Source organism: Piscinibacter sp. XHJ-5 (genome assembly GCF_029855045.1).
Classification (GTDB): domain Bacteria; phylum Pseudomonadota; class Gammaproteobacteria; order Burkholderiales; family Burkholderiaceae_C; genus Albitalea.
The window spans coordinates 6,081,186-6,101,316 of the sequence record NZ_CP123228.1 but is presented as its reverse complement, the minus strand read 5'-3'; the positions used below and the strand labels follow the sequence as shown (position 1 = coordinate 6,101,316).

Sequence of the window (20,131 nt, the reverse complement as noted above, 5' to 3'; positions counted from 1 at the left end):
CCTTGCGCCGATGAAACTGATCATCCTCGACCGCGACGGCACCATCAACGAGGACCGCGACGACTTCGTCAAGTCGCCGGAGGAATGGGTGCCGCTGCCCGGCGCGCTGGAGGCCATCGCGCGCCTGAACCACGCCGGCTGGCACACGGTGCTGGCCACCAACCAGTCGGGCCTGGGACGCGGCCTGTTCGACATGGCGATGCTCAACGCGATGCACGTGCGCATGAACCAGATGCTGGCCAAGCACGGCGGGCGCATCGACGCGGTGTTCTTCTGTCCACATGCCCCCGAGGACCAGTGCGACTGCCGCAAGCCGCTGCCGGGCCTGATGCTGCTGATCGGGGAGCGATACGGCCTCGACCTGGGCGAGGTGCACGTCGTCGGCGACACGTTGCGCGACGTGCAGGCGGGCCGGGCCGCCGGCTGTCCCACGCATCTGGTGCGCACCGGCAAATGCGGCCTGCTCGACGAAGCCGAGCTCGAGGTGATGCTGCAGCAGGTGCCGGGCACCAAGGTGCATGCGGATCTCGGCGCCTTCGCCGACGCCATCATCCAGGAGGAGCGCCTGCTGCGCGGCCTGAAGGGCGAGAGCGATTCCGGCCGGTTCAGCTGATGCCGATGCAACGCTTCTTCTGGTCGCTGCGCTCGGCCGTGTTCGTCCTGTGGCTCATCGCCACGGTCATTCCGTGGGCGGTGCTGTCGCTGATCGCCTCCATCTTCCTGCGCGGCACGCCGCTGTACTGGCTCACCACGTTCTGGCTGCAGTTCGCCATCCACGGCGCCCGATGGATCTGCGGCGTGCGCTGGCGCGTGACCGGCCTCGACAACCTGCTGGAGGCCGACCGCGCGCGCGCCGTGATCCTGCTGCCCAAGCACCAGTCCACCTGGGAGACCTTCGCCTTTCCCGTGCTGATGCCGCATCCGCTGTGCTACGTCTTCAAGCGCGAGCTGCTGATGATTCCGTTCTTCGGCTGGGCAATGGCCCGGCTCGACATGGTCCACATCGACCGCAGCAAGCGCGCCGAAGCCTGGACGCTGGTGGCGGAGCAGGGCCGGCGCTTCATGGCGCAGGGCAACTGGGTGATCATGTTCCCCGAGGGGACGCGCACGCCGCGCGGCAGCCAGGGGACCTACAAGACCGGCGGCACGCGGCTCGCGGTGACCACCGGCGCCTCGGTCCTGCCGATCGCCGTCACGTCGGCGCGCTGCTGGCCGCGCAAGTCGTTCATGCTGAGGCCGGGCATCGTCGACGTGTCCATCGGCAAGCTCATCCCCTCGCAGGGCCGCGAGGCCGACGAGCTGATGCGCGAAGTCGAGTCATGGATCGAGGGCGAGATGCGCCGCCTCGATCCGCAGGCGTACGCGGCGGCTCCCTAGAATCGCGGCCCATGGCGCGCTCCCCCAGCCCCGATCCCGCGCAGCTCTCGCTGTTCGAGGTCGCGGCGCCGGCGGCACAAGCCCTTCCCGCCGTCCCGCCCGCGGCGCCGCCGCCGCCCGCCTTGTCCCTTGCCAGCGTGCTGAGCCCCGCGATGTTCCGCCACCCGCAAGCCAACCGCGAGATTCGACTCGACGAGCACCTCGTCGCGTATGCGCTCAAGCGCGTGCGCCGGCGCAGCATCGGGTTCATCGTCGGCACCGACGGCCTCAGCGTGAATGCGCCGAAGTGGGTGAACCTCGGCGACATCGAATCCGCCCTGCGCGAGAAGGGCTCGTGGATCCTGCGCAAGCTGCGCGAGCAGCAGGAACGGCACCAGCGGCTGCAGCAGGCGCGCGTCGAGTGGAAGGACGGCACCAGCATTCCATTCCTCGGCGAGCCCGTCATCGTCGTGCTGGACGCACGCGCCACCGGCGCGGTGCTGCACACCGGAGCCGAAGCCCTGCCGGGCGTGGCGCGGCTCACGCTGCACGTCGGCCTGCCCCACACCGCCGCCGCCGAGCAGATCCGCGACGCGGTCCAGAGCTGGCTGCAGCGACAGGCCCGGCGCGTGTTCGACGATCGCTGCCGGCACTTCGCGCAACAGCTCGGCGTGCACGTCAAGCGGCTGTCGCTGTCGTCGGCGCAGACGCGCTGGGGCAGCGCGAGCGCCGACGGCTCGATCCGGCTCAACTGGCGGCTGGTCCACTTCGCGATGCCGACGATCGACTACGTCGTTGCCCACGAGCTGGCCCACCTGCGGCACATGGACCACAGCCCGCGCTTCTGGGACGTGGTGCGCTCGGTGGTGCCTGACTACGAGCAGCTGCGCGGCGGGTTGAAGGACGACGTGCTGCCGGTGTTCGATTGAATCCGGTCACGCGTCACGCCGACGAGAACCGGTACACCCCATCGTCGTCGAGCGACCGGCGCAGCCGCCCGGCCAGCCACAGCGCGTTCAGGTGCGCGATCGCCTCGCCCATGGCGAAGGTGGTCTGGTGCAGGTCGAGCTTGCGCTTGAACAGCACGCCGAGCAGATCGGCCGCGCTCTTCGGCCCGCTGTCGCAGGCGGCGATGAGCTCGGCGTAGCGCTCGTCGTGGTGGGCCTCGAGCTGATCGATGCGCTGGTGCAGCCCGCGAAACGGCCGGCCGTGCGAAGGCAGGACCAGCGTGTCGGCGGGCAAGGAACGCAGCCGCTCGATCGAGGCGAGGTACAGCGGCAACGGATTCGCCTCCGGCTCGATGTCGATCACGCTGACGTTGGTGGAGATGCGCGGCAGGACCATGTCGCCGGAGATCAGCAGCCCGAGCGACGGGCAGTGCAGCGACATGTGCTCCGGCGCGTGGCCGTAGCCGACGTGGCAGACCCAGTCGCGCCCGCCGATGCGCAGGGTGTCGCCGCCGAGCAGCCGGCGAAAGCGGTCCGGCACCTTGGGCACCATGCTCGCGTAGTAGTTGGACCGCGCCTTGATCTTCTCGACCGCTTCGGGATCGGTGAGACCGTGACTGGCCATGAAGCGCGCCGCGCTGCCGCCGCCGAAGCCGGTGGTCGACGCGCTGGCGAGCGTCGCCGCGTTGAAGTCGGTGGCGCTGATCCACATGCGGCATTGCCAGCGCTCGGTGAGCCAGTGCGCAAGCCCGATGTGATCGGGGTGCATGTGGGTGACGATGACGCGCAGCACCGGCAGCCCTTCGAGCGCCTGCGCGAACACCTGCTCCCAGGCCGCGCGCGTCGCGTCGTTGGCGATGCCGCAATCGACGATGGTCCAGCCGGCGCGGCCGTCGACGTCGTCGCGCAGCAGCCAGAGGTTGATGTGGTCCAGCGCGAACGGCAGCGCCATGCGGACCCAGCGCACGCCGGACGCGATCTCCAGCGTCGCGCCGGGCTCGGGCAGCGCTTCGCCCAGCGGGTAGCTCAGCTCGTGTTCGAGGGGATTCATCGAGCTTTACACTTTACGTAAACGTCAATCCCTCCGAGTCTACGTGCCCATGCCTGCCCCTGCTGTCGCCCACGTGTCGCCTGCGCCGGCGGCCACCTACACGATCAGCCAGCTCGCCAAGGAGTTCGACCTCACGACGCGCGCGATCCGCTTCTACGAGGACTGCGGGCTGCTCTCGCCGCAGCGCAGCGGACGCAACCGCGTCTACACGGCGCGCGACCGCACGCGGCTCAAGCTCACGCTGCGCGGCAAGCGCCTGGGCCTGACGCTGGCCGAGGTCAAGGAGCTCGTCGACATGTACGAGTCGCCGAGGGACACCGAGGCCCAGCTGCGCAAGTTCCTCTCGGTGCTGGCGGCGCACCGTGCGCAGCTCGAGCAGCAGCTGGCCGACCTGCATGCCAACCTCGACGAGGTGCGGGTGCACGAGAAGGAAGCCCGGCGGCTGCTCGCCGAAGGCGCGCGCAAGAAGGCCTGAGGACCGTCAGAGCTGAGAGGCCAGCAGGCCCAGCGCCGCGGACGCGCCGATCACCTCCATCACGCCGCGCTTGAAGCGGATCAGCGCGATCGCCGCGGAGACGGCGATCAGCGCGCTGACTGCATCGAAGCGCCCCGACAGCCCCTGCGGCCACAGCACGTGGTAGGCGAAGAACAGCGCCAGGTTGAGGATGACACCGACGACGGCCGCCGTGATCGCGGTGAGCGGTGCGGTGAACTTCAGGTTGCGGTGGGTGGTCTCGACCAGCGGCCCGCCGAGCAGGATGAAGACGAACGAGGGCAGGAACGTGAAGTAGGTGACGACCGCCGCCGCCAGCGCCCCGGACGCCGCGAGCACGTCGGGGCCGAGCACCTGGCGCGTCCAGCCGCCGACGAACCCGACGAAGGCCACCACCATGATCAGCGGCCCGGGCGTGGTCTCGCCCAGCGCCAGGCCGTCGATCATCTGCGGCGCGCTGAGCCAGTGGTGCTGCTCCACCGCGCCCTGGTACACGTAGGGCAGCACGGCATAGGCGCCGCCGAAGGTCAGCAGCGCGGCCTTGGTGAAGAACCAGCCCATCTGGGTCAGCGTGCCGTCCCAGCCGACCGCCGCCAGCAGCGCGCCCATTGCGATGGCCCACAGCAGCAGGCCGACCGTCGCCAGGCGCGCGAAGCGACTCCAGCGATGCAGCGCATGCGGCGGCGTCGGCGTGTCGTCGTCGATGACGGCTGCGCCAGCGCTGGCTGCCTCGCCGGCATGGTTGGCGCCGATGGCGAAGCGCTGCGGCGCGAAGCGCCCGCCGATCGCGCCGATCACCCCGGCGGCCAGCACGATCAGCGGGAAGGGCAGATTCAGCACGAAGATGGCCACGAAGGAGGCGGCGGCGATGGCCCACAGCGCGCCGTTCTTCAGCGCGCGCGACCCGATGCGGTGCGCCGCGTGCAGCACGATCGCCGTCACCGCAGGCTTGATGCCGTGGAAAAGGCCGGCCACCAGCGGTGTATGGCCGAAGGCGAGGTAGATCCACGACAGCGCGATCAGGATGACGAGCGACGGCAGCACGAACAGCCCGCCCGCGACGATGCCGCCCCAGGTGCGGTGCAACAGCCAGCCGATGTAGGTGGCGAGCTGCTGCGCCTCGGGTCCCGGCAGCACCATGCAGTAGTTCAGCGCATGCAGGAAGCGTCGCTCCGAGATCCAGCGCCGCCGTTCGACGAGCTCCTGGTGCATCACGGCGATCTGCCCGGCCGGCCCGCCGAAGCTGATGAAACCGAGCTTCAGCCAGAAAAGGAAGGCCTCGCGGAAAGAGGGGGCGGCGGGTCGGTCGGTGGGGTGCATGCAGGGTCGGCAGTCTACGGACATTCGGTGAAATGCCTGCGCCGGGCGCCTCGGCGCGAAGGCATCATCGGCACATGACGCTGCGTGCACGACTGCTGCTGCTGGTGTTGGCCGTGCTGCTGCCGACCGCCGGCCTGGTGCTGTGGGTCGTGTCGTCGGCCTATCTGCGCGAAGCCGAATCCTCGCAACAGCGGCTGCGCGAGACGGTGCGGGCGCTGTCGCTGGTGGTGGACCGCGAGTTCGACAAGCGCGCCGCGGTCGCACGCACGCTGGCCAGCTCGCCGGCCATCGCGGCCGGCGACTGGCAGGCGTTTCACGCGCAGGCGCGCGCGGCGACGCAAGACACCGGCAGCTGGATCGTGCTGGTCGACCACGACGACCAGCTCCTGAACACCTCCGTGCCGTTCGGCACGCCGCTGCCCAAGCGCAGCTGGACGCCGGACCGCTCTCTCGCCGACGGCGACCGCGTCGAGGTGAGCAACCTGCGCATCGGGCCCGTGACCCGGCAGCCGGTGCTGGCGGTGTTCGCGCCGGAGCGTCATTTCTCGCCGGCGCGCTACAACGTGGGCGTCGTCTTCAGCCCGGCGGCGCTGCAGGCCATCGTCGCGGGTCAGCACCTGCCGCCCGGCTGGACGGCCGAGATCGCTGATCGCGAGCACCGCATCGTCGCCCGGGTGCCCGACATCGAGCGCTGGCTCGGCCAGCCGCTGCCGGCGGCCCTCAGTTCGGCGCTGCGCGCCAGGGCGGACGGCCGCGTCGACGCGGTCGCGCTCGACGGCGTGCTGCGGTCGGCGTTCTTCAGCCGGTCGCCGGTGCATGGCTGGAGCTTCATCATCGGCGTCCCGCAAGAGGCCCTCACCGAGGCCGCGCGCACTGCGGCCTGGAGAGCCGCCGCGGCGGCCGCGCTGCTGGGCGCTTTCGCGCTCGCACTGGCCACCTGGGCCGCGCGACGCATCCGCGAGCCGATTGCAATGCTCGAGCGTGCGGCTCGGCAGCTGGAGCGCGACGTGGTGCCCGACCTTCCGCCCAGCGGCCTGGCCGAAGCCGACGCCGTCGGCACGGCGCTGCGCCGCGCCGGCATGCAGGCCGCGCTGGACCTGTCGGAGCGCCAGCATGCGATCGACGAGCTGCGCCGCGGCGAGGAGTCGCAACGGCTGCTGGTGCAGATCAACGACGCGACGCGCGGCCTGAGCGACCCCGTGCAGGTGCAGTGGGAGATCGTCTGCCGCGTCGGCCGTCACTTCGGCGCGAGCCGCTGCACCTACGGCGAGATCGAAGCCGACCAGCAGTCCTTCAGCATCCACCGCGACTACACGCACGGAGTGGCGAGCATGGCCGGGCGGCACAGCCTCGAGGACTACGGCGCCCAGATCATCGAGCAGCTGCGCGCCGGGCGCAGCGTGGCGATGTCCGACCGGGTCGACGATGCACGCGTGGCGGCGCCGGCGGTGCAGGCGGCGTACGAGCGCATCGACACCCGCGCGATGCTGGCCGTGCCGCTGGTCAAGGACGCACGCCTGGTGGCGGTGCTCGTGTTGCACGACAGTCGGCCGCGGCCCTTTTCGGCCGAGGATGTGGCGCTGCTGGAGCAGCTCGCGGAGCGCAGCTGGTTCGCCGTCGAGAATGCGCGCGCCGCCTCGGCGCTGCGCGAGAGCCGGGACGTCCTGTCCCTGGCGATGCGCAGCGGGCGCATGGGTGCGTGGTCGCGAGACCTGATTGCCGATCGCGTCTGGTGGAGCCGCGAGCTGGAGGAGATCTTCGGCCTCGAGCCAGGCACCTTCGGCGGCCGGGTGGACGCGTTTCGCCTGCTGGTCCATCCGGAGGACCGCGCGCGATTGGCCCAGGCCATCGCCCGCGCCCTGGAGACGCGCGAGGACTACTCGGTCGAGTTCCGCTTCCATCACGCGAGCGGCGACTGGCGCTGGATGGAGGGCCGCGGGCGTGCCGTGTACGGCGCCGACGGTCGGCCGACGATGCTGTACGGGCTGGGCATCGACATCCACGACCGCAAGCACATCGAGCAGGAGCTGCGTCGCCTGAATGCGGAGCTGTCCGATGCCGACCGTCGCAAGGACGAATTCCTGGCGACGCTCGCGCACGAGCTGCGCAACCCGCTGGCGCCCATCACCAACGCGCTCGAGATCCTGCGGCTCAAGGACCCGGCCGATGCGGAGACGCGCTGGACGCGCGACGTCATCGATCGCCAGGTGCGGCAGATGACGCGGCTGGTCGACGACCTGCTCGATGTCGCGCGCATCACGCGCGGCAAGATCCAGCTGCGCCTGGAGCGGGTCACGCTGGCCGGCATCGTGCACGGAGCGATCGAGGCGGCGCGGCCCTTCATCGAGGCGTCCGGCCACACCCTCGATGTGCGGCTGCCGGCCGAGCCGGTGTGGCTGGAGGCGGATGCGACCCGCCTCACGCAGGTGCTGCTGAATCTTCTGAACAACGCCGCCAAGTACACGCCGCGCGGCGGCCGCATCGAGGTGGAGGCCGCGGCGGCGGGCGAAGCAGCGATCACGGTGCGCGACAACGGCATCGGCATCGCCGCCGAGCACCTCGCGCGCGTCTTCGAGATGTTCTCGCAGGTCGCGCCTGCGCTGGAGCGTTCGCAAGGCGGGCTGGGCATCGGCCTCGCGCTGGCGCGCGGGCTCGTCGACCTGCACGGCGGCCGCATCGAGGCGCACAGCGGCGGCGTCGGCTGCGGCAGCGAATTCATCGTGCGGCTGCCGCTGGCCCCAGCCCAGGTGGTGCCGGCGCCGGCCGCCGGCCCGGCGCCTGCCGGGGCGCGGCAGCGCGTGCTGGTGGTCGACGACAACCGTGACGCCGCCGACAGCCTCGCGATGATGCTGGAGCTGTCCGGGCACCAGGTGGCCATCGCGCACGACGGCGAAGGTGCGCTGACGCATCGCGAAGCGTTCGATCCCGACGTGGTGCTGCTCGATATCGGCATGCCCGGCATGAACGGCTACGAGGTGGCGCGCCGCTGGCGCGAGGCCGGTGGCACGCGCACGCGAATCGTCGCGCTGACCGGCTGGGGGCAGGAAGACGACAAGCGCCGTGCGGTCGCGGCCGGCTTCGATCACCACCTGACGAAGCCCGTCGATCCTGACCGCCTGCTCGCCGTGCTGCACGCGGGCGCGGACGTCGCGGCCTAGGCAGGCGGGAATTCAGCCCTGCCGGCGGTGGTGTCGCCCGACTGCGCTACCCTGGCCGACCATTCAGCAGGAGGGGCGCGACATGGACGATTCGAGCCTGACGGTCGACGTGGTCGTCGTGCCGCGCACCCATGACCTGGGCGACCGCTTCGAGGTGCGGCGCGCGCTGCCTTCCGTGGAGCGGCGCATGGTCGGACCCTTCGTGTTCCTCGATGCAATGGGCCCGGTGGTGTTCGCTCCGGGACGCGGGCTCGACGTGCGGCCGCATCCGCACATCGGCCTGGCGACCGTGACCTACCTGCACAGCGGCGAGATCCTGCACCGAGACAGCGTCGGCAGCGTGCAGGCGATCCGCCCCGGCGAGGTCAACTGGATGACCGCCGGCCGCGGCATCGTGCACTCGGAACGCAGCGCTCCCGAGGTTCGCGCGCGTGGCTCTTCCCTGGCCGGACTGCAGTGCTGGGTTGCGCTGCCGCGAGAGCGCGAGGAGGACGAGCCCAGCTTCGTCCACGTCGAGGTCGACCGCCTGCCGGTGGTCGAGGGCGAAGGCGCAACGGCGCGCATCGTGGCGGGCGAGTTCTTCGGCCGCCGCGCGCCGGTGCCGACGCTGTCGCCGCTGTTCTATGTCGACCTGCACCTGCAGCCGGGCGCGCGCATCACGATGCCGGCTGCCTATGCCGAGCAGGCGATCTACGTCGTCGACGGCGTGCTCGACCTCGGCGCCGACGGCCGCTTCGAAGCCGGCCGTCTCGTCGTGCTGAAGCAGGGCGCCGCGGTCACGCTGGCCGCGCCCGACAGCTCGCCGGCGCGGCTCATGCTGCTGGGGGGCGAGCCGATGGACGGCCCGCGCTTCCTCAGCTGGAACTTCGTCGCCAGCTCGGCCGAGCGCATCGAGCAGGCCAAGGACGACTGGCGCCATCAGCGCTTCGCGCCGGTGCCCGGCGAGACCGAGTTCATTCCGCTGCCCGAGATCCCGGGCAAGCCGGTGCACTATCCCTGAGGCCGCGCGCGATGCTCGCCTCCACGCCCCTGCTGCGCGGGCCGGTGTCGGTCGTCGACTACCGCTGCGCCGCGGGGCCCGACGACAGGCCCTATGCCGAGCACCATCAGGCCTGGTCGGTGTCGTACGTGCGGCGCGGCAGCTTCGGCTGCCGTTGCCGCGGCCACACGCATGAGCTGGTGCCCGGTTCGCTGCTGGTCGGCAGGCCCGGCGACGAATACACCTGCACCCACGAGCATCACCTGGGCGGCGACGAGTGCCTTGCGTTCTTCGTGTCGCCGGAGCTCGTCGGCGAGATCGACCGCCGCGGACGCGCCTGGCAGAGCGGCGGCGTGCCGCCCCTGGCCGAGCTGGTCGTGCTCGGCGAGCTGGCGCAGCACGCGGCCGGCGGCGCGAACGACCTGGGGCTCGACGAGATCGGCCTCGCGCTGGCGGCGCGCTTCGTGGCCGTGGCCGCGGGCGGACAGCGTCCCGCCAGGCCGACCTCGGCAGACAAGCGCCGCGCCGTCGAGTCGGCGCTGTGGATCGACGCCCATGCCGACGAGGCGCTCACGCTGGAGGCGCTTGCGGCGCGCAGCGGCTGGAGCGCCTACCACTATCTGCGGGTGTTCGCGGCGGTGCTGGGGGTGACGCCGCACCAGTACCTCGTGCGCTGCCGGCTGCGCCGCGCGGCCGGCCTGCTGGCCGACGACGATCGCTCCATCACCGACATCGCGCTCGACGTCGGCTTTGCCGACCTCTCGAACTTCGTGCGCAGCTTCCAGCGCGCCGCGGGCACGTCCCCGCGCGGCTTCAGGCGGGCGGCCCGTGGCGACCGCAAGATTTTCCAAGAACGCCTGGCGCGCCGTCTCTAGCATCGCTTCTCCTTCATCAGGAGAACAGCATGTACGACCACATCGGATTGAAGGTGCGTGATCTCGACAAGAGTGTCGCGTTCTATCGCAGCGCACTCGGCGCGCTGGGCCACACACAGCAAGGCGGCGACGACAGCTACGCGGGCTTCGGCCCGAAGGGCGAGCCGGCGTTCTGGCTGTATCGGCACGCCGGCGACATCGGGCCCGGCACGCACGTCGCGTTCCGTGCGTCCGGCCGCGAGGCGGTGCAGCGCTTTCATGCGCAGGGCCTGGCCGCCGGCGGACGCGACAACGGCGCGCCCGGGCCGCGGCCCGACTACAGCGACACCTACTACGCCGCCTTCCTCATCGACCCCGACGGCCACAACGTCGAGGCGGTCTGCTTCGATTGAAGGGAAGCACCATGGCCACGATCGTCGAGGAATTCGTCGTCGACGCGCCGCCCGCAGCGGCATGGGATGTGTTTCGCGACGTCGGGGCGGTGCACCGACGGCTTGCGCCGGGATTCGTGCGCGATGTGCAGCTGGAGGAAGGCGCGCGCATCGTCACCTTCGCCGACGGCCTGGTCGCGCGCGAGCTCATCGTGACCGTCGATGACGCGCGGCGGCGCCTCGCCTACGCGGCGGTCGGCACGGCGATGAGCCATCACAACGCGTCGTTCCAGGTGTTCGAGGAGGCCGACGGTCGCAGCCGGGTGGTGTGGATCGCGGACCTGCTGCCCGAAACGCTGCGCGAGCCGATCGCCCAGCGCATGGCGGCCGGCGTCAAGGCGATGCAAGCCGCGCTGAACGGCATGGCCGCCCGCTGAGGCGCTGCTATTCTCGGCGTCCCTCGAGGCGCCGGGAGTGCAGCATCCATGACAGAGCAGGGCATCACCACTCGCATCGTCCATTCCGATCGCCACGGCGGCGTCGAGCATGGCGGGCTGCACAAGCCGATTCACAGCTCGGTGCAGTACGGCTTCGAGCGCGTCGAGGACCTGATCGGCGTGTTCCAGGGCACCGTCAAGGGCGGCTTCAACTATGCCCGCCAGGGGACGCCCACGACGGCGGCGCTGGAGCGCAAGATCACGGCGCTCGAGCAGGGCGTCGGCACGGTGTGCTTCGCCAGCGGCATGGCGGCGCTGAGCGCGGTGTTCCTCACGCTGCTGCGCGCCGGGGATCACCTGATCAGCAGCCGCTTCGTGTTCGGCAACACCAACAGCCTGTTCGGCACGCTGGGCGAGCTGGGCATCGCGGTGAGCAAGGTGGATGCGGGCTCGGTGGCCGCCGTCGAGGCGGCGCTGCGGCCGAGCACGCGCATGGTGTTCGTCGAGACCGTGGCCAACCCGGGTACCCAGGTGCCCGATCTCGCGGCCATCGGCGACCTGTGCCGCCGGCGCGGACTGCTGTACGTCGTCGACAACACCGTCACGTCGCCGCTGCTGTTCCGGCCGCGCACCGTCGGCGCCGGGCTGGTGGTCAATTCGCTGAGCAAGACCCTCGCCGGCCACGGGGCCGCGCTCGGCGGCGCCGTCACCGACGTGGGCGGCTTCGACTGGCAAGGCTGGCCGAACCTCTTCGCCGCCTACCGCCGCGGCGACCCGGCGCAATGGGGGCTGACGCAGCTCCGCAAGAAGGGACTGCGCGACATGGGCGGCTCCCTGTCGTCCGAGCAGGCGCATCAGATCGGCCTGGGCGCCGAGACCGCGGCGCTGCGGGTGGCCCACACCAGCGCCACGGCGCTCGCCGTGGCACGTTTCCTGGCCGGCCATCCGGCGGTCGCCGCGGTGCACTATCCGATGCTGGAGTCTCACCCGCAGCACGCGCTGGCGAAGGCGCACTTCTCGGCGGGATCCTGGCTGCTGTCGTTCGAGCTGCGCGACGCCGCGACGACGCTGGCGACGATCGACCGGCTGCGCATCCCGATCAAGGCCACCGGACTGGGAGACACGCGAACGCTCGTGATCCCGGTTGCGCCGACGATCTTCTGGGAGGCGGGTGCCGAAGGACGCGCCGAGATGGGCATCGCCGACGGGCTGGTGCGGCTGTCGATCGGCCTGGAGGAGGGGGCCGACCTGTTGGCCGACCTGGAGCAGGCGCTGCCGCGGCGCTGAGGTCGGCGTCCGGCGGTTCGGTATGATTGACGTTTACGTAAACGTCAACCGCACGACCCCGCCATGCAAGCCGCCGATCCCGATTTCGCCGCCCGCGTTCGCGGCTCGTTCGAGCGCCAGGCGGCGATGCGCACGCTGGGCGCGACGCTGGAGAGCGTCGAGCAGGGGCGTGTCGTCGTGGCGATGTCGCACCGCGAGGAGTTCACCCAGCAGCACGGATTCCTGCATGCCGGCATGCTGTCGGCGGCACTCGATTCGGCCTGCGGTTATGCCGCGTTTTCACTGATGCCTGCCGACGCGGCGGTGCTGACGATCGAGTTCAAGATCAACCTGCTGGCCCCTGCGCGCGGGCCGCGCTTCCGCTTCGAGGGCCAGGTCGTCAAGCCCGGACGCACGATCAGCGTCGTCGACGGCCGCGCGTTCGAGCTGGGCGCCGACGGCGCCAGCCCGAAACTCATCGCCACGATGGTGGCCACCGTGATGTCGGTGAGCGGCCGCGGCGGCATCCATCACTAGGAGACTTGCCCCATGAACCTGCCCGGCCTCGACTTCCAACTCGGCGACGACATCAACTCCCTGCGCGACGCGGTGCGCGAATTCGCGCAGGCCGAAATCGCACCGCGCGCGGCCGAGATCGACAGGAGCGACCAGTTCCCGATGGACCTGTGGCGCAAGATGGGCGAGCTCGGCGTGCTGGGCGTCACCGTGTCCGAGGAATACGGCGGCGCGAACATGGGCTACCTCGCGCACATGATCGCGATGGAGGAGATCAGCCGCGCCTCTGCCTCGGTCGGCCTGTCGTACGGCGCTCACAGCAACCTGTGCGTCAACCAGATCAAGCGCAACGGCAACGAGGCGCAGAGGCGCAAGTACCTGCCCAAGCTGATCAGCGGCGAGCACGTGGGGGCCTTGGCGATGAGCGAATCGGGCGCCGGCTCCGACGTCATCGGCATGAAGCTGAAGGCCGAGGACAAGGGCGGCCACTACGTGCTCAACGGCACCAAGATGTGGATCACCAATGGCCCGGACGCCGACACGCTGGTGGTCTACGCGAAGACCGAGCCCGAGCTCGGCGCGCGCGGCGTCACCGCCTTCCTGATCGAGAAGGGCATGAAGGGCTTCTCGATCGCGCAGAAGCTCGACAAGCTCGGCATGCGCGGCAGCCACACCGGCGAGCTGGTGTTCCAGAACGTCGAGGTGCCGGCGGAGAACGTGCTGGGTGCGCTCAACGGCGGCGCCAAGGTGCTGATGAGCGGCCTGGACTACGAGCGCGCGGTGCTGGCCGCCGGGCCCGTCGGCATCATGCAGTCGGTGATGGACAACGTGATGCCCTACATCCACGACCGCAAGCAGTTCGGGCAGAGCATCGGCGAGTTCCAGCTGGTGCAGGGCAAGGTGGCCGACATGTACACCGTGCTGCAGGCGGCGCGCGCCTTCTGCTACACGGTGGGCAAGAACCTCGACATGCTGGGCGCCGGGCATGTGCGCCAGGTGCGCAAGGACTGCGCTTCGGTGATCCTCTGGTGCGCCGAGAAGGCGACCTGGATGGCCGGCGAGGGCATCCAGCTCTTCGGCGGCAACGGCTACATCAACGAGTACCCGCTGGGTCGGCTGTGGCGCGACGCCAAGCTCTACGAGATCGGGGCAGGGACCTCGGAGATCCGAAGGATGCTGATCGGCCGGGAGCTGTTCGCCGAGACGATGTGATGCCGTCTCCCTAATTGGAGCGGTTCAACGCTCGCCACACGCGCTCGGCCGTCACCGGCATCTGGATGCGTTCCGCGTCGCGGCCCAGTCCGGCGTGGTCCAGCGCATCGATCACGGCGTTCACCACCGCCGGCGTCGCGCCTATCGTGCCCAGCTCGCCGACCCCCTTCACGCCCAGCGCGTTGGTCAGGCAAGGGATGGACGTGTCGAACTCGGTGCGGAACAGGCGGTTCACGTCCGCACGCGGCATCGCGTAGTCCATGAAGCTGCCGGTCAGCATCTGGCCGCTGTCCGGGTCGTAGACCACCTGCTCGCACAAGGCCTGCCCGATGCCCTGGACCGCGCCGCCTTCGATCTGGCCGCCGGCGATCAACGGGTTGACGACGCGCCCGATGTCGTTGACCGACGCGTAGGAGATCACCTCGACGGCGCCGCTGTCCGGATCGATCTCCACTTCGCACACATGGCAGCCGTTGGGCCAGCTCGGCGCCGAGGCGCTCGCCGCCGCCTCGACGAAGATGCGCGCTTCGGGCTGCCGCGCGGCCAGCTCGAACAGGCCGATGCCGATGTCGGTGCCTGCCACGCTGAAGCGGCCGGCCCGGTACTCGATGTCGCCAGCCGCTGCTTCGAGCAGGTCGGACGCCAGCCCCTTCGCGTGCTCGACGGTGCGCTGCGAGGCCACGTGCACCGCCGCGCCGCCGGTGAACAGCGAGCGCGAGCCGGCGCTGCCGAAGCCGCGGGCGCGGTCGGTGTCGCCCTGCAGCACGCGGATGCGCTCGATCGGCACGCCGAACACATCGACCGCCAGCTGCGCGTAGCTGGTCACGATGCCCTGGCCCATCGCCTGCGTGGCCGAATGGATCTCGATGGTGCCGTCGGCCAGCACGTTGATGCCGGCCTGCTCGTCCAGCGCCATGCCGCCGGTCCACTCGAGGAAGGTCGCGATGCCGCGGCCGCGCAGCCGGCCGCGGACGCGCGAGGCTTCGCGGCGCGCCGCGAAGCCGTGCCAGTCGGCCAGCGCCAGTCCCCGGTCCAGGATCTGCTCGAAGCGCCCGCTGTCGTACACCTGCTCCATCGGGCTCGTGTACGGCATCTGATCGGGGCGGATCATGTTGCGCCGTCGCAGCTCGGCGGGGTCGAGCTTCATCTCGCGCGCCGCCGCGTCGAACAGTCGCTCGATGAGGTAGATCGCCTCCGGACGGCCCGCGCCGCGGTAGGGGCCGGTCGGCGTGGTGTGGGTCAGGACGGCGCGCAGATGAAGATCGATGGTGCGGATGTCGTAGATGCTGGTGGACACCCACGGGCCGACGAGCAGCGCGATCGCCACGCCCGCGTTGCCGGCATAGGCCCCGACGTTGGCGAGCGAGCGCACCCGAAGCGCCAGCACCTTGCCTTCGGCGTCGAGCGCCAGCTCGGCGCGGCTGACCACGTCGCGGCCGTGATAGCCCGAGAGGAACTCGTCGACACGGTCGGCCTGCCACTTCACCGGCCGCTGCAGCACGCGCGCGGCGTGCGCGACGACGACGTCCTCGGGATAGATGCCGGTCTTCATGCCGAACCCGCCGCCGACGTCGCCGACGGTCACGCGCACCTGCTCCGGCGCCAGCCCCGGCAGGATCTGGCACAGCGAGGTCAGCACGCCGCTGGGCATCTGGCTGCTCATGCTCAGCGTCAGGCGCCCGCTCGCGGGATCGACGTCGGCCAGCACGCCGCGCGGCTCCAGCGGACTCGGCGCGAGCCGCTGGTTGACGATGTCCAGCGACACGGCGTGCGCCGCGCCGGCAAAGGCCTGATCGGCCGCGGCGGCGTCGCCGTAGCGCGACTCCGCGGCGATGTTGCCGGACGCCTGGGGCCAGACCAGGGGCGCGCCGGGCGCGGTGGCCGCGACCGGATCGACGACCGCCGGCAGGTCCTCGTACTCGACGAAGACCGCCTCCGCGGCGTCGCGCGCCGCCTCGCGGCTCGACGCCACCACGGCGGCCACCGGCTCGCCGACGAAGCGGACCGTCTCGCGTGCCAGTGCGAGCAGCGGCGGCGCGGCGCCCGGCGAGCCGTCGGCGCGCCGGAAGCCCTGGACGTTGGGGATCGGCTTCACGCCCGCTTGCGCGAGGTCGCTGCCGGTGAAGATCGCCAGCACCCCGGGCACCGCCTGTGCGGGCGACACATCCACCGAGGCGATGCGCGCGTGGGCATGCGGCGATCGCACGAACACCAAGTGGGTTTGTCCCGGCAGGACCAGATCGCCAGTGAAGCGGCCGCGTCCTGCGAGCAGCGCTGCGTCCTCGACGCGCGCCACCGCCTTGCCGCTTCCGAACCGACCCGCATCGAACTGAACGCTCATGAGGCACCTCGTCGTGGGCGGCCATCGTACACAGCGTCCGGTATGATCGAATTGACGTATACGTCAATCGGCTGCGCCGACAGGGCCTCTGGGTCGGCTCCGCTGCGTACACTCCACCAGGCCTTCGCTGCACCGCAACACCATGACGACCCAGCTCCACGAACTGCTCGACAGCAACCGACAGTGGGCAAAGAAGATGGAGGCGCGCAGCCCCGGCTTCTTCACCGGCTTGCTGCAGCAGCAGGCACCGCAGTACCTGTGGATCGGCTGCGCCGACAGCCGCGTGCCGGCCAACGAGCTGGTCGACCTCGCGCCGGGCGAGCTGTTCGTTCATCGCAACGTCGCCAACGTCGTGGTGCACTCGGACCTGAACTGCCTGTCGGTGATCCAGTTCGCCACCGACGTGCTGCAGGTCAAGCACATCATCGTCGTCGGCCATTCCAACTGCGGCGGCGTCCATGCCGCGCTGACCGACCGTCGCATCGGCCTGGCCGACAACTGGATCCGCCACGTGCAGGATGTGCGCAACCGCCATCAGGAATGGCTGGCCAGCATCGATCCGGAGCACCGCGTGAATGCGCTGGTGGAGCTCAACGTCGTCGAGCAGGCGCTGAACGTCTGCCAGACCACCATCGTGCAGGACGCCTGGCAGCGCGGCCAGGAAGTCGTCGTGCACGGCTGGGTCTACGGGCTGCACAACGGCCTGCTGCAGGACCTGCGCATGACGGTCGGCGGCGCCGAGGACGTCGGCCCGGCGTACGAGAAGGCACTCGCCGCGGTGCGCGAGCGCTTCAGCCGCTGATGCGCCACAACGCCGTCTTCCCGCGGGCGCTCAGCGACAGCCGGGCGTTCGACATCGCGCAGGCGATGCTGGACGGCTTCAACCGCCACTACCGGCTGTTCCAGGAATCCAGCGCCGGCGCCAAGGAGCGCTTCGAGTCGGCCGATTGGCACGGCCAGCAGCGCGCGCAGCGAGAGCGCATCGAGTACTACGACAAGCGCGTGGACGAAGGCGCCGACCGGCTGGTCAACGAGTTCGACGCCGGCGCGCTGTCGATGGACACGTGGCAGCAGGTCAAGCTGCACTACATCGGCCTGCTCACCAACCACCACCAGCCCGAGCTCGCAGAGACCTTCTTCAACTCGGTGACGACGAAGATCCTGCACCGCAGCTACTTCAACAACGACTTCATCTTCGTGCGCCCGGCGGTCTCCACCGAGTACATCGAGAACGACGAGCCCGCGTCGCTGCCGACCTACCGCGCCTACTACCCGACGCGCGACTCGCTGCGCGAATGCTGGCTGCGCATCATCACCAACTTCCAGCTGCGGCGGCCCTTCGAGGACCTCGACCGCGACATCGACCACGTGCTCGCGGCGGTGGCGACGCAGCTGGGCGACTACCGGCCGCGCGCCAACTTCCAGGTGCAGGTGCTGTCCAGCCTGTTCTTCCGCAACAAGGGCGCCTACGTCGTCGGCAAGGTGATCAACGGCTTCTGGGAGCTGCCGTTCGCGCTGCCCGTCCTGCACACCGCCCAGGGCCAGCTCACCATCGACGCGGCGCTGTTCGGCGAAGACGACCTGCAGATGCTGTTCAGCTTCGCCCGCGCGTACTTCATGGTGGCGATGGAGGTGCCGTCGGCCTACGTGCAGTTCCTGCGCTCGATGATGCCGCGCAAGCCGCGCTCCGAGATCTACAGCGCGCTCGGCCTGCACAAGCAGGGCAAGAACCTCTTCTACCGCGACTTCCTGTACCACCTGCGCCACTCGAGCGACAAGTTCCGCATCGCCCCCGGCATCAAGGGCATGGTGATGCTGGTGTTCGACCTGCCGTCGTTCCCCTTCGTCTTCAAGGTCATCAAGGACTTCTTCCCGCCGCAGAAGGAGACCACGCGAGAGATCATCAAGAGCAAGTACCTGCTGGTGAAGACGCACGATCGCGTCGGACGCATGGCCGACACGCTGGAGTACTCCAATGTCGCCTTCCCGCGCGCGCGCTTCGAGGACGAGCTGGTCGACGAGCTGAGGCACTTCTGCGGCAGCCTGATCGAGGAAGACGGCGACGACCTGGTGATCCGCCACGTGTACATCGAGCGCCGCATGGTGCCGCTGAACATCTACCTGCAGGACGCCACGCGCGAGCAGATCGAGCGGGCGGTCGTGGAGTACGGCAACGCCATCAAGGACCTGGTGGCGGCCAACATCTTCCCGGGCGACATGCTGTTCAAGAACTTCGGCGTCACGCGCCACGGCAAGATCGTCTTCTACGACTACGACGAGATCGAGTACCTCACCGAGTGCAACTTCCGCCGCGTGCCGCCGCCGCGCACGGAGGAGGAAGAGATGTCGGGCGAGGTCTGGTACCGCGTCGGGCCGAAGGACGTGTTCCCCGAGACCTTCGGCCCGTTCCTGCTCGGCAACCCGACGATCCGCGAGGTGTTCATGCGCCACCACGCCGACCTGCTGGACGCTGCCTTCTGGCAATCCCACAAGGAACGCATTCTTGCGGGCCATGTGCATGATGTATTTCCTTACGAAGCCACCAAGCGCTTCAAGCACCAGCGCCGCCTGCGCGATGCGGGACGCGCCCTGTTCTCTGCATGACCGTTCGAAGGAGTTCCTCCATGACTCAAGACCCCATCGTCATCGTCTCCGCCGCCCGCACGCCGATCGGCGGCCTGCTGGGTGACTTCTCGGCGCTGTCGGCGCACCAGCTCGGCGCCGTCGCGGTGAAGGCCGCGGTCGAGCGCGCCGGCATCACCGGCGACGCCGTCGACGAGGTGCTGCTGGGCAACTGCCTGATGGCCGGCCAGGGGCAGGCGCCAGCGCGCCAGGCCGCGCTGGGCGCCGGCCTGCCGCAGACCGCAGGCGCGGTCACGCTGTCGAAGATGTGCGGCTCGGGCATGCGGGCGATGATGTTCGGGCACGACATGCTGCGCGCCGACACCGCCGACATCGTCGTGGCCGGCGGCATGGAGAGCATGACCAATGCGCCGCACCTCACCTTTGCGCGCAAGGGCGTCAAGTACGGCATGACGCAGCTCTACGACCACATGGCGCTCGACGGCCTGGAAGACGCGTACCAGCGGGGCAAGGCCATGGGCGTTTTCGCCGAGGACTGCGTCGCCAAGTACGAGTTCACGCGCGAGGCGATGGACCAGTTCGCCATCGCGTCCACCGAGCGCAGCAAGAAGGCCAACGAGGACGGCAGCTTCGACTGGGAAATCACGCCGGTCACCCTCTCCGGTCCGAAAGGCGACACCGTCGTCAGGTACGACGAGCAGCCGTTCAAGGCCAAGCTCGACAAGATTCCCGGCCTGAAGGCCGCCTTCATCAAGGAAGGCAAGATCACCGCGGCCACCTCGTCGAGCATCTCCGATGGCGCCGCGGCGCTGGTGCTGATGCGCGAGTCGACCGCGTCGCGGCTCGGCTGCAAGCCGGTGGCGCGCATCCTCGCCCATTCGGTGCACGCGCAGGCGCCGAACTGGTTCACCACCGCCCCGATCGGCGCCATCGACAAGGTGCTGAAGAAGGCGAGCTGGTCGGCCAAGAACGTCGACCTGTGGGAGGTCAACGAGGCCTTCGCGGCGGTGACGATGGCGGCGATGGCCGAGTTCAAGCTGCCGCACGAGATCGTCAACGTCCACGGCGGCGCCGTCGCGCTCGGCCACCCCATCGGGGCCAGCGGCGCGCGCATCGTCGTCACGCTGCTCGGTGCACTGAAGAAGCGCGGGCTGAAGAAGGGGGTGGCCGCGCTTTGCATCGGCGGCGGGGAGGCGACCGCGATGGCGCTCGAGCTGGTCTAGGCC

The 20,131-nt window shown here is 70.1% G+C and carries 18 protein-coding genes; 15 read left to right on the top strand and 3 right to left on the bottom strand.

Features of this window, described 5'->3' with window-relative positions; all coding sequences use genetic code 11:
• Positions 1–10: 10 nt before the first annotated feature.
• Genes gmhB through P7V53_RS28885 form a run of 3 tightly spaced genes read left to right on the top strand, consistent with a single transcriptional unit; the run spans position 11 to position 2,285 of the window.
• Positions 11–613: a D-glycero-beta-D-manno-heptose 1,7-bisphosphate 7-phosphatase gene (gene gmhB / locus P7V53_RS28895; RefSeq protein WP_280152936.1), complete on the top strand. Its 603-nt coding sequence runs from the start codon at positions 11–13 to the stop codon at positions 611–613.
• A 5-nt stretch (positions 614–618) separates the two neighbouring features.
• A complete protein-coding gene (locus P7V53_RS28890) occupies positions 619–1,377 on the top strand; it encodes a lysophospholipid acyltransferase family protein (RefSeq protein ID WP_280152935.1) in 759 nt (252 codons plus the stop codon).
• An 11-nt stretch (positions 1,378–1,388) separates the two neighbouring features.
• Positions 1,389–2,285 (top strand): SprT family zinc-dependent metalloprotease, encoded by an 897-nt coding sequence (locus P7V53_RS28885; RefSeq protein WP_280152934.1) that lies wholly within the window; start codon positions 1,389–1,391, stop codon positions 2,283–2,285.
• A 13-nt stretch (positions 2,286–2,298) separates the two neighbouring features.
• On the opposite strand, the gene P7V53_RS28880 is transcribed toward P7V53_RS28885, so the two are convergent.
• Positions 2,299–3,354: an MBL fold metallo-hydrolase gene (locus P7V53_RS28880; RefSeq protein ID WP_280152933.1), complete on the bottom strand. Its 1,056-nt coding sequence runs from the start codon at positions 3,352–3,354 to the stop codon at positions 2,299–2,301.
• 49 nt (positions 3,355–3,403) lie between these two features.
• Here P7V53_RS28880 and P7V53_RS28875 point away from each other — a divergent pair, with 49 nt between their 5' ends.
• Positions 3,404–3,829 carry a MerR family DNA-binding transcriptional regulator gene (locus P7V53_RS28875; protein ID WP_280152932.1) on the top strand — a complete coding sequence of 142 codons (426 nt, stop codon included), beginning with the start codon at positions 3,404–3,406 and terminating at the stop codon, positions 3,827–3,829.
• Between the two features lie 6 nt (positions 3,830–3,835).
• Here the strand turns inward: P7V53_RS28875 and chrA are convergent, their stop codons facing one another.
• Positions 3,836–5,167 carry a chromate efflux transporter gene (gene chrA, locus P7V53_RS28870; protein ID WP_280152931.1) on the bottom strand — a complete coding sequence of 444 codons (1,332 nt, stop codon included), beginning with the start codon at positions 5,165–5,167 and terminating at the stop codon, positions 3,836–3,838.
• A 74-nt stretch (positions 5,168–5,241) separates the two neighbouring features.
• Here chrA and P7V53_RS28865 point away from each other — a divergent pair, with 74 nt between their 5' ends.
• The 8 genes from P7V53_RS28865 (at position 5,242) to P7V53_RS28830 (ending at position 13,981) form a co-directional block, all read left to right on the top strand.
• Entirely contained in the window at positions 5,242–8,325 is a 3,084-nt protein-coding gene (locus P7V53_RS28865; RefSeq protein WP_280152930.1) for an ATP-binding protein, read from the top strand.
• Between the two features lie 82 nt (positions 8,326–8,407).
• Entirely contained in the window at positions 8,408–9,325 is a 918-nt protein-coding gene (locus P7V53_RS28860) for a pirin family protein (RefSeq protein ID WP_280152929.1), read from the top strand.
• An 11-nt stretch (positions 9,326–9,336) separates the two neighbouring features.
• On the top strand, positions 9,337–10,179 hold the full coding sequence (locus P7V53_RS28855; protein ID WP_280152928.1) for an AraC family transcriptional regulator: 843 nt from the start codon (positions 9,337–9,339) through the stop codon (positions 10,177–10,179).
• Positions 10,180–10,208: 29 nt separating this feature from the next.
• A complete protein-coding gene (locus P7V53_RS28850) occupies positions 10,209–10,571 on the top strand; it encodes a VOC family protein (RefSeq protein ID WP_280152927.1) in 363 nt (120 codons plus the stop codon).
• Between the two features lie 11 nt (positions 10,572–10,582).
• Complete coding sequence (locus tag P7V53_RS28845) at positions 10,583–10,987, top strand: SRPBCC family protein (protein WP_280152926.1); 405 nt, start codon at positions 10,583–10,585, stop codon at positions 10,985–10,987.
• Positions 10,988–11,035: 48 nt separating this feature from the next.
• Positions 11,036–12,274: a cystathionine gamma-synthase family protein gene (locus tag P7V53_RS28840; protein ID WP_280152925.1), complete on the top strand. Its 1,239-nt coding sequence runs from the start codon at positions 11,036–11,038 to the stop codon at positions 12,272–12,274.
• Between the two features lie 63 nt (positions 12,275–12,337).
• Positions 12,338–12,790 carry a PaaI family thioesterase gene (locus tag P7V53_RS28835; protein WP_280152924.1) on the top strand — a complete coding sequence of 151 codons (453 nt, stop codon included), beginning with the start codon at positions 12,338–12,340 and terminating at the stop codon, positions 12,788–12,790.
• A 12-nt stretch (positions 12,791–12,802) separates the two neighbouring features.
• Positions 12,803–13,981 carry an isovaleryl-CoA dehydrogenase gene (locus P7V53_RS28830; RefSeq protein ID WP_280152923.1) on the top strand — a complete coding sequence of 393 codons (1,179 nt, stop codon included), beginning with the start codon at positions 12,803–12,805 and terminating at the stop codon, positions 13,979–13,981.
• 10 nt (positions 13,982–13,991) lie between these two features.
• Here P7V53_RS28830 and P7V53_RS28825 read toward each other — a convergent pair whose 3' ends face one another.
• The gene (locus P7V53_RS28825) at positions 13,992–16,322 is read right to left on the bottom strand and encodes a xanthine dehydrogenase family protein molybdopterin-binding subunit (protein ID WP_280152922.1); all 2,331 of its coding nucleotides are present in this window, start codon (positions 16,320–16,322) and stop codon (positions 13,992–13,994) included.
• Positions 16,323–16,464: 142 nt separating this feature from the next.
• Here P7V53_RS28825 and can point away from each other — a divergent pair, with 142 nt between their 5' ends.
• Genes can through P7V53_RS28810 form a run of 3 tightly spaced genes read left to right on the top strand, consistent with a single transcriptional unit; the run spans position 16,465 to position 20,128 of the window.
• Positions 16,465–17,124, top strand: coding sequence for a carbonate dehydratase (can, locus tag P7V53_RS28820; RefSeq protein ID WP_280152921.1), 660 nt, complete (start codon positions 16,465–16,467; stop codon positions 17,122–17,124).
• Positions 17,124–18,926, top strand: coding sequence for a bifunctional isocitrate dehydrogenase kinase/phosphatase (gene aceK, locus P7V53_RS28815; protein WP_280152920.1), 1,803 nt, complete (start codon positions 17,124–17,126; stop codon positions 18,924–18,926). Before can ends, aceK begins: the two co-directional genes overlap by 1 nt.
• 20 nt (positions 18,927–18,946) lie before the next feature.
• Positions 18,947–20,128, top strand: a complete 1,182-nt coding sequence (locus P7V53_RS28810) for an acetyl-CoA C-acyltransferase (RefSeq protein ID WP_280152919.1) — start codon at positions 18,947–18,949, stop codon at positions 20,126–20,128.
• Positions 20,129–20,131 lie beyond the last annotated feature (3 nt).

Bases quoted from the DNA above. Each gene is read 5' to 3' on its own strand.
- chrA (WP_280152931.1), bottom strand. From the start codon at position 5,167: ATGCACCCCACCGACCGACCCGCCGCCCCCTCTTTCCGCGAGGCCTTC.
- P7V53_RS28810 (WP_280152919.1), top strand. From the start codon at position 18,947: ATGACTCAAGACCCCATCGTCATCGTCTCCGCCGCCCGCACGCCGATC.
- P7V53_RS28845 (WP_280152926.1), top strand. From the start codon at position 10,583: ATGGCCACGATCGTCGAGGAATTCGTCGTCGACGCGCCGCCCGCAGCG.
- gmhB (WP_280152936.1), top strand. From the start codon at position 11: ATGAAACTGATCATCCTCGACCGCGACGGCACCATCAACGAGGACCGC.
- P7V53_RS28850 (WP_280152927.1), top strand. From the start codon at position 10,209: ATGTACGACCACATCGGATTGAAGGTGCGTGATCTCGACAAGAGTGTC.
- P7V53_RS28890 (WP_280152935.1), top strand. From the start codon at position 619: ATGCAACGCTTCTTCTGGTCGCTGCGCTCGGCCGTGTTCGTCCTGTGG.
- P7V53_RS28885 (WP_280152934.1), top strand. From the start codon at position 1,389: ATGGCGCGCTCCCCCAGCCCCGATCCCGCGCAGCTCTCGCTGTTCGAG.
- P7V53_RS28840 (WP_280152925.1), top strand. From the start codon at position 11,036: ATGACAGAGCAGGGCATCACCACTCGCATCGTCCATTCCGATCGCCAC.
- P7V53_RS28855 (WP_280152928.1), top strand. From the start codon at position 9,337: ATGCTCGCCTCCACGCCCCTGCTGCGCGGGCCGGTGTCGGTCGTCGAC.
- P7V53_RS28880 (WP_280152933.1), bottom strand. From the start codon at position 3,354: ATGAATCCCCTCGAACACGAGCTGAGCTACCCGCTGGGCGAAGCGCTG.
- P7V53_RS28835 (WP_280152924.1), top strand. From the start codon at position 12,338: ATGCAAGCCGCCGATCCCGATTTCGCCGCCCGCGTTCGCGGCTCGTTC.
- P7V53_RS28830 (WP_280152923.1), top strand. From the start codon at position 12,803: ATGAACCTGCCCGGCCTCGACTTCCAACTCGGCGACGACATCAACTCC.
- P7V53_RS28865 (WP_280152930.1), top strand. From the start codon at position 5,242: ATGACGCTGCGTGCACGACTGCTGCTGCTGGTGTTGGCCGTGCTGCTG.
- P7V53_RS28825 (WP_280152922.1), bottom strand. From the start codon at position 16,322: ATGAGCGTTCAGTTCGATGCGGGTCGGTTCGGAAGCGGCAAGGCGGTG.
- aceK (WP_280152920.1), top strand. From the start codon at position 17,124: ATGCGCCACAACGCCGTCTTCCCGCGGGCGCTCAGCGACAGCCGGGCG.
- P7V53_RS28875 (WP_280152932.1), top strand. From the start codon at position 3,404: ATGCCTGCCCCTGCTGTCGCCCACGTGTCGCCTGCGCCGGCGGCCACC.
- can (WP_280152921.1), top strand. From the start codon at position 16,465: ATGACGACCCAGCTCCACGAACTGCTCGACAGCAACCGACAGTGGGCA.
- P7V53_RS28860 (WP_280152929.1), top strand. From the start codon at position 8,408: ATGGACGATTCGAGCCTGACGGTCGACGTGGTCGTCGTGCCGCGCACC.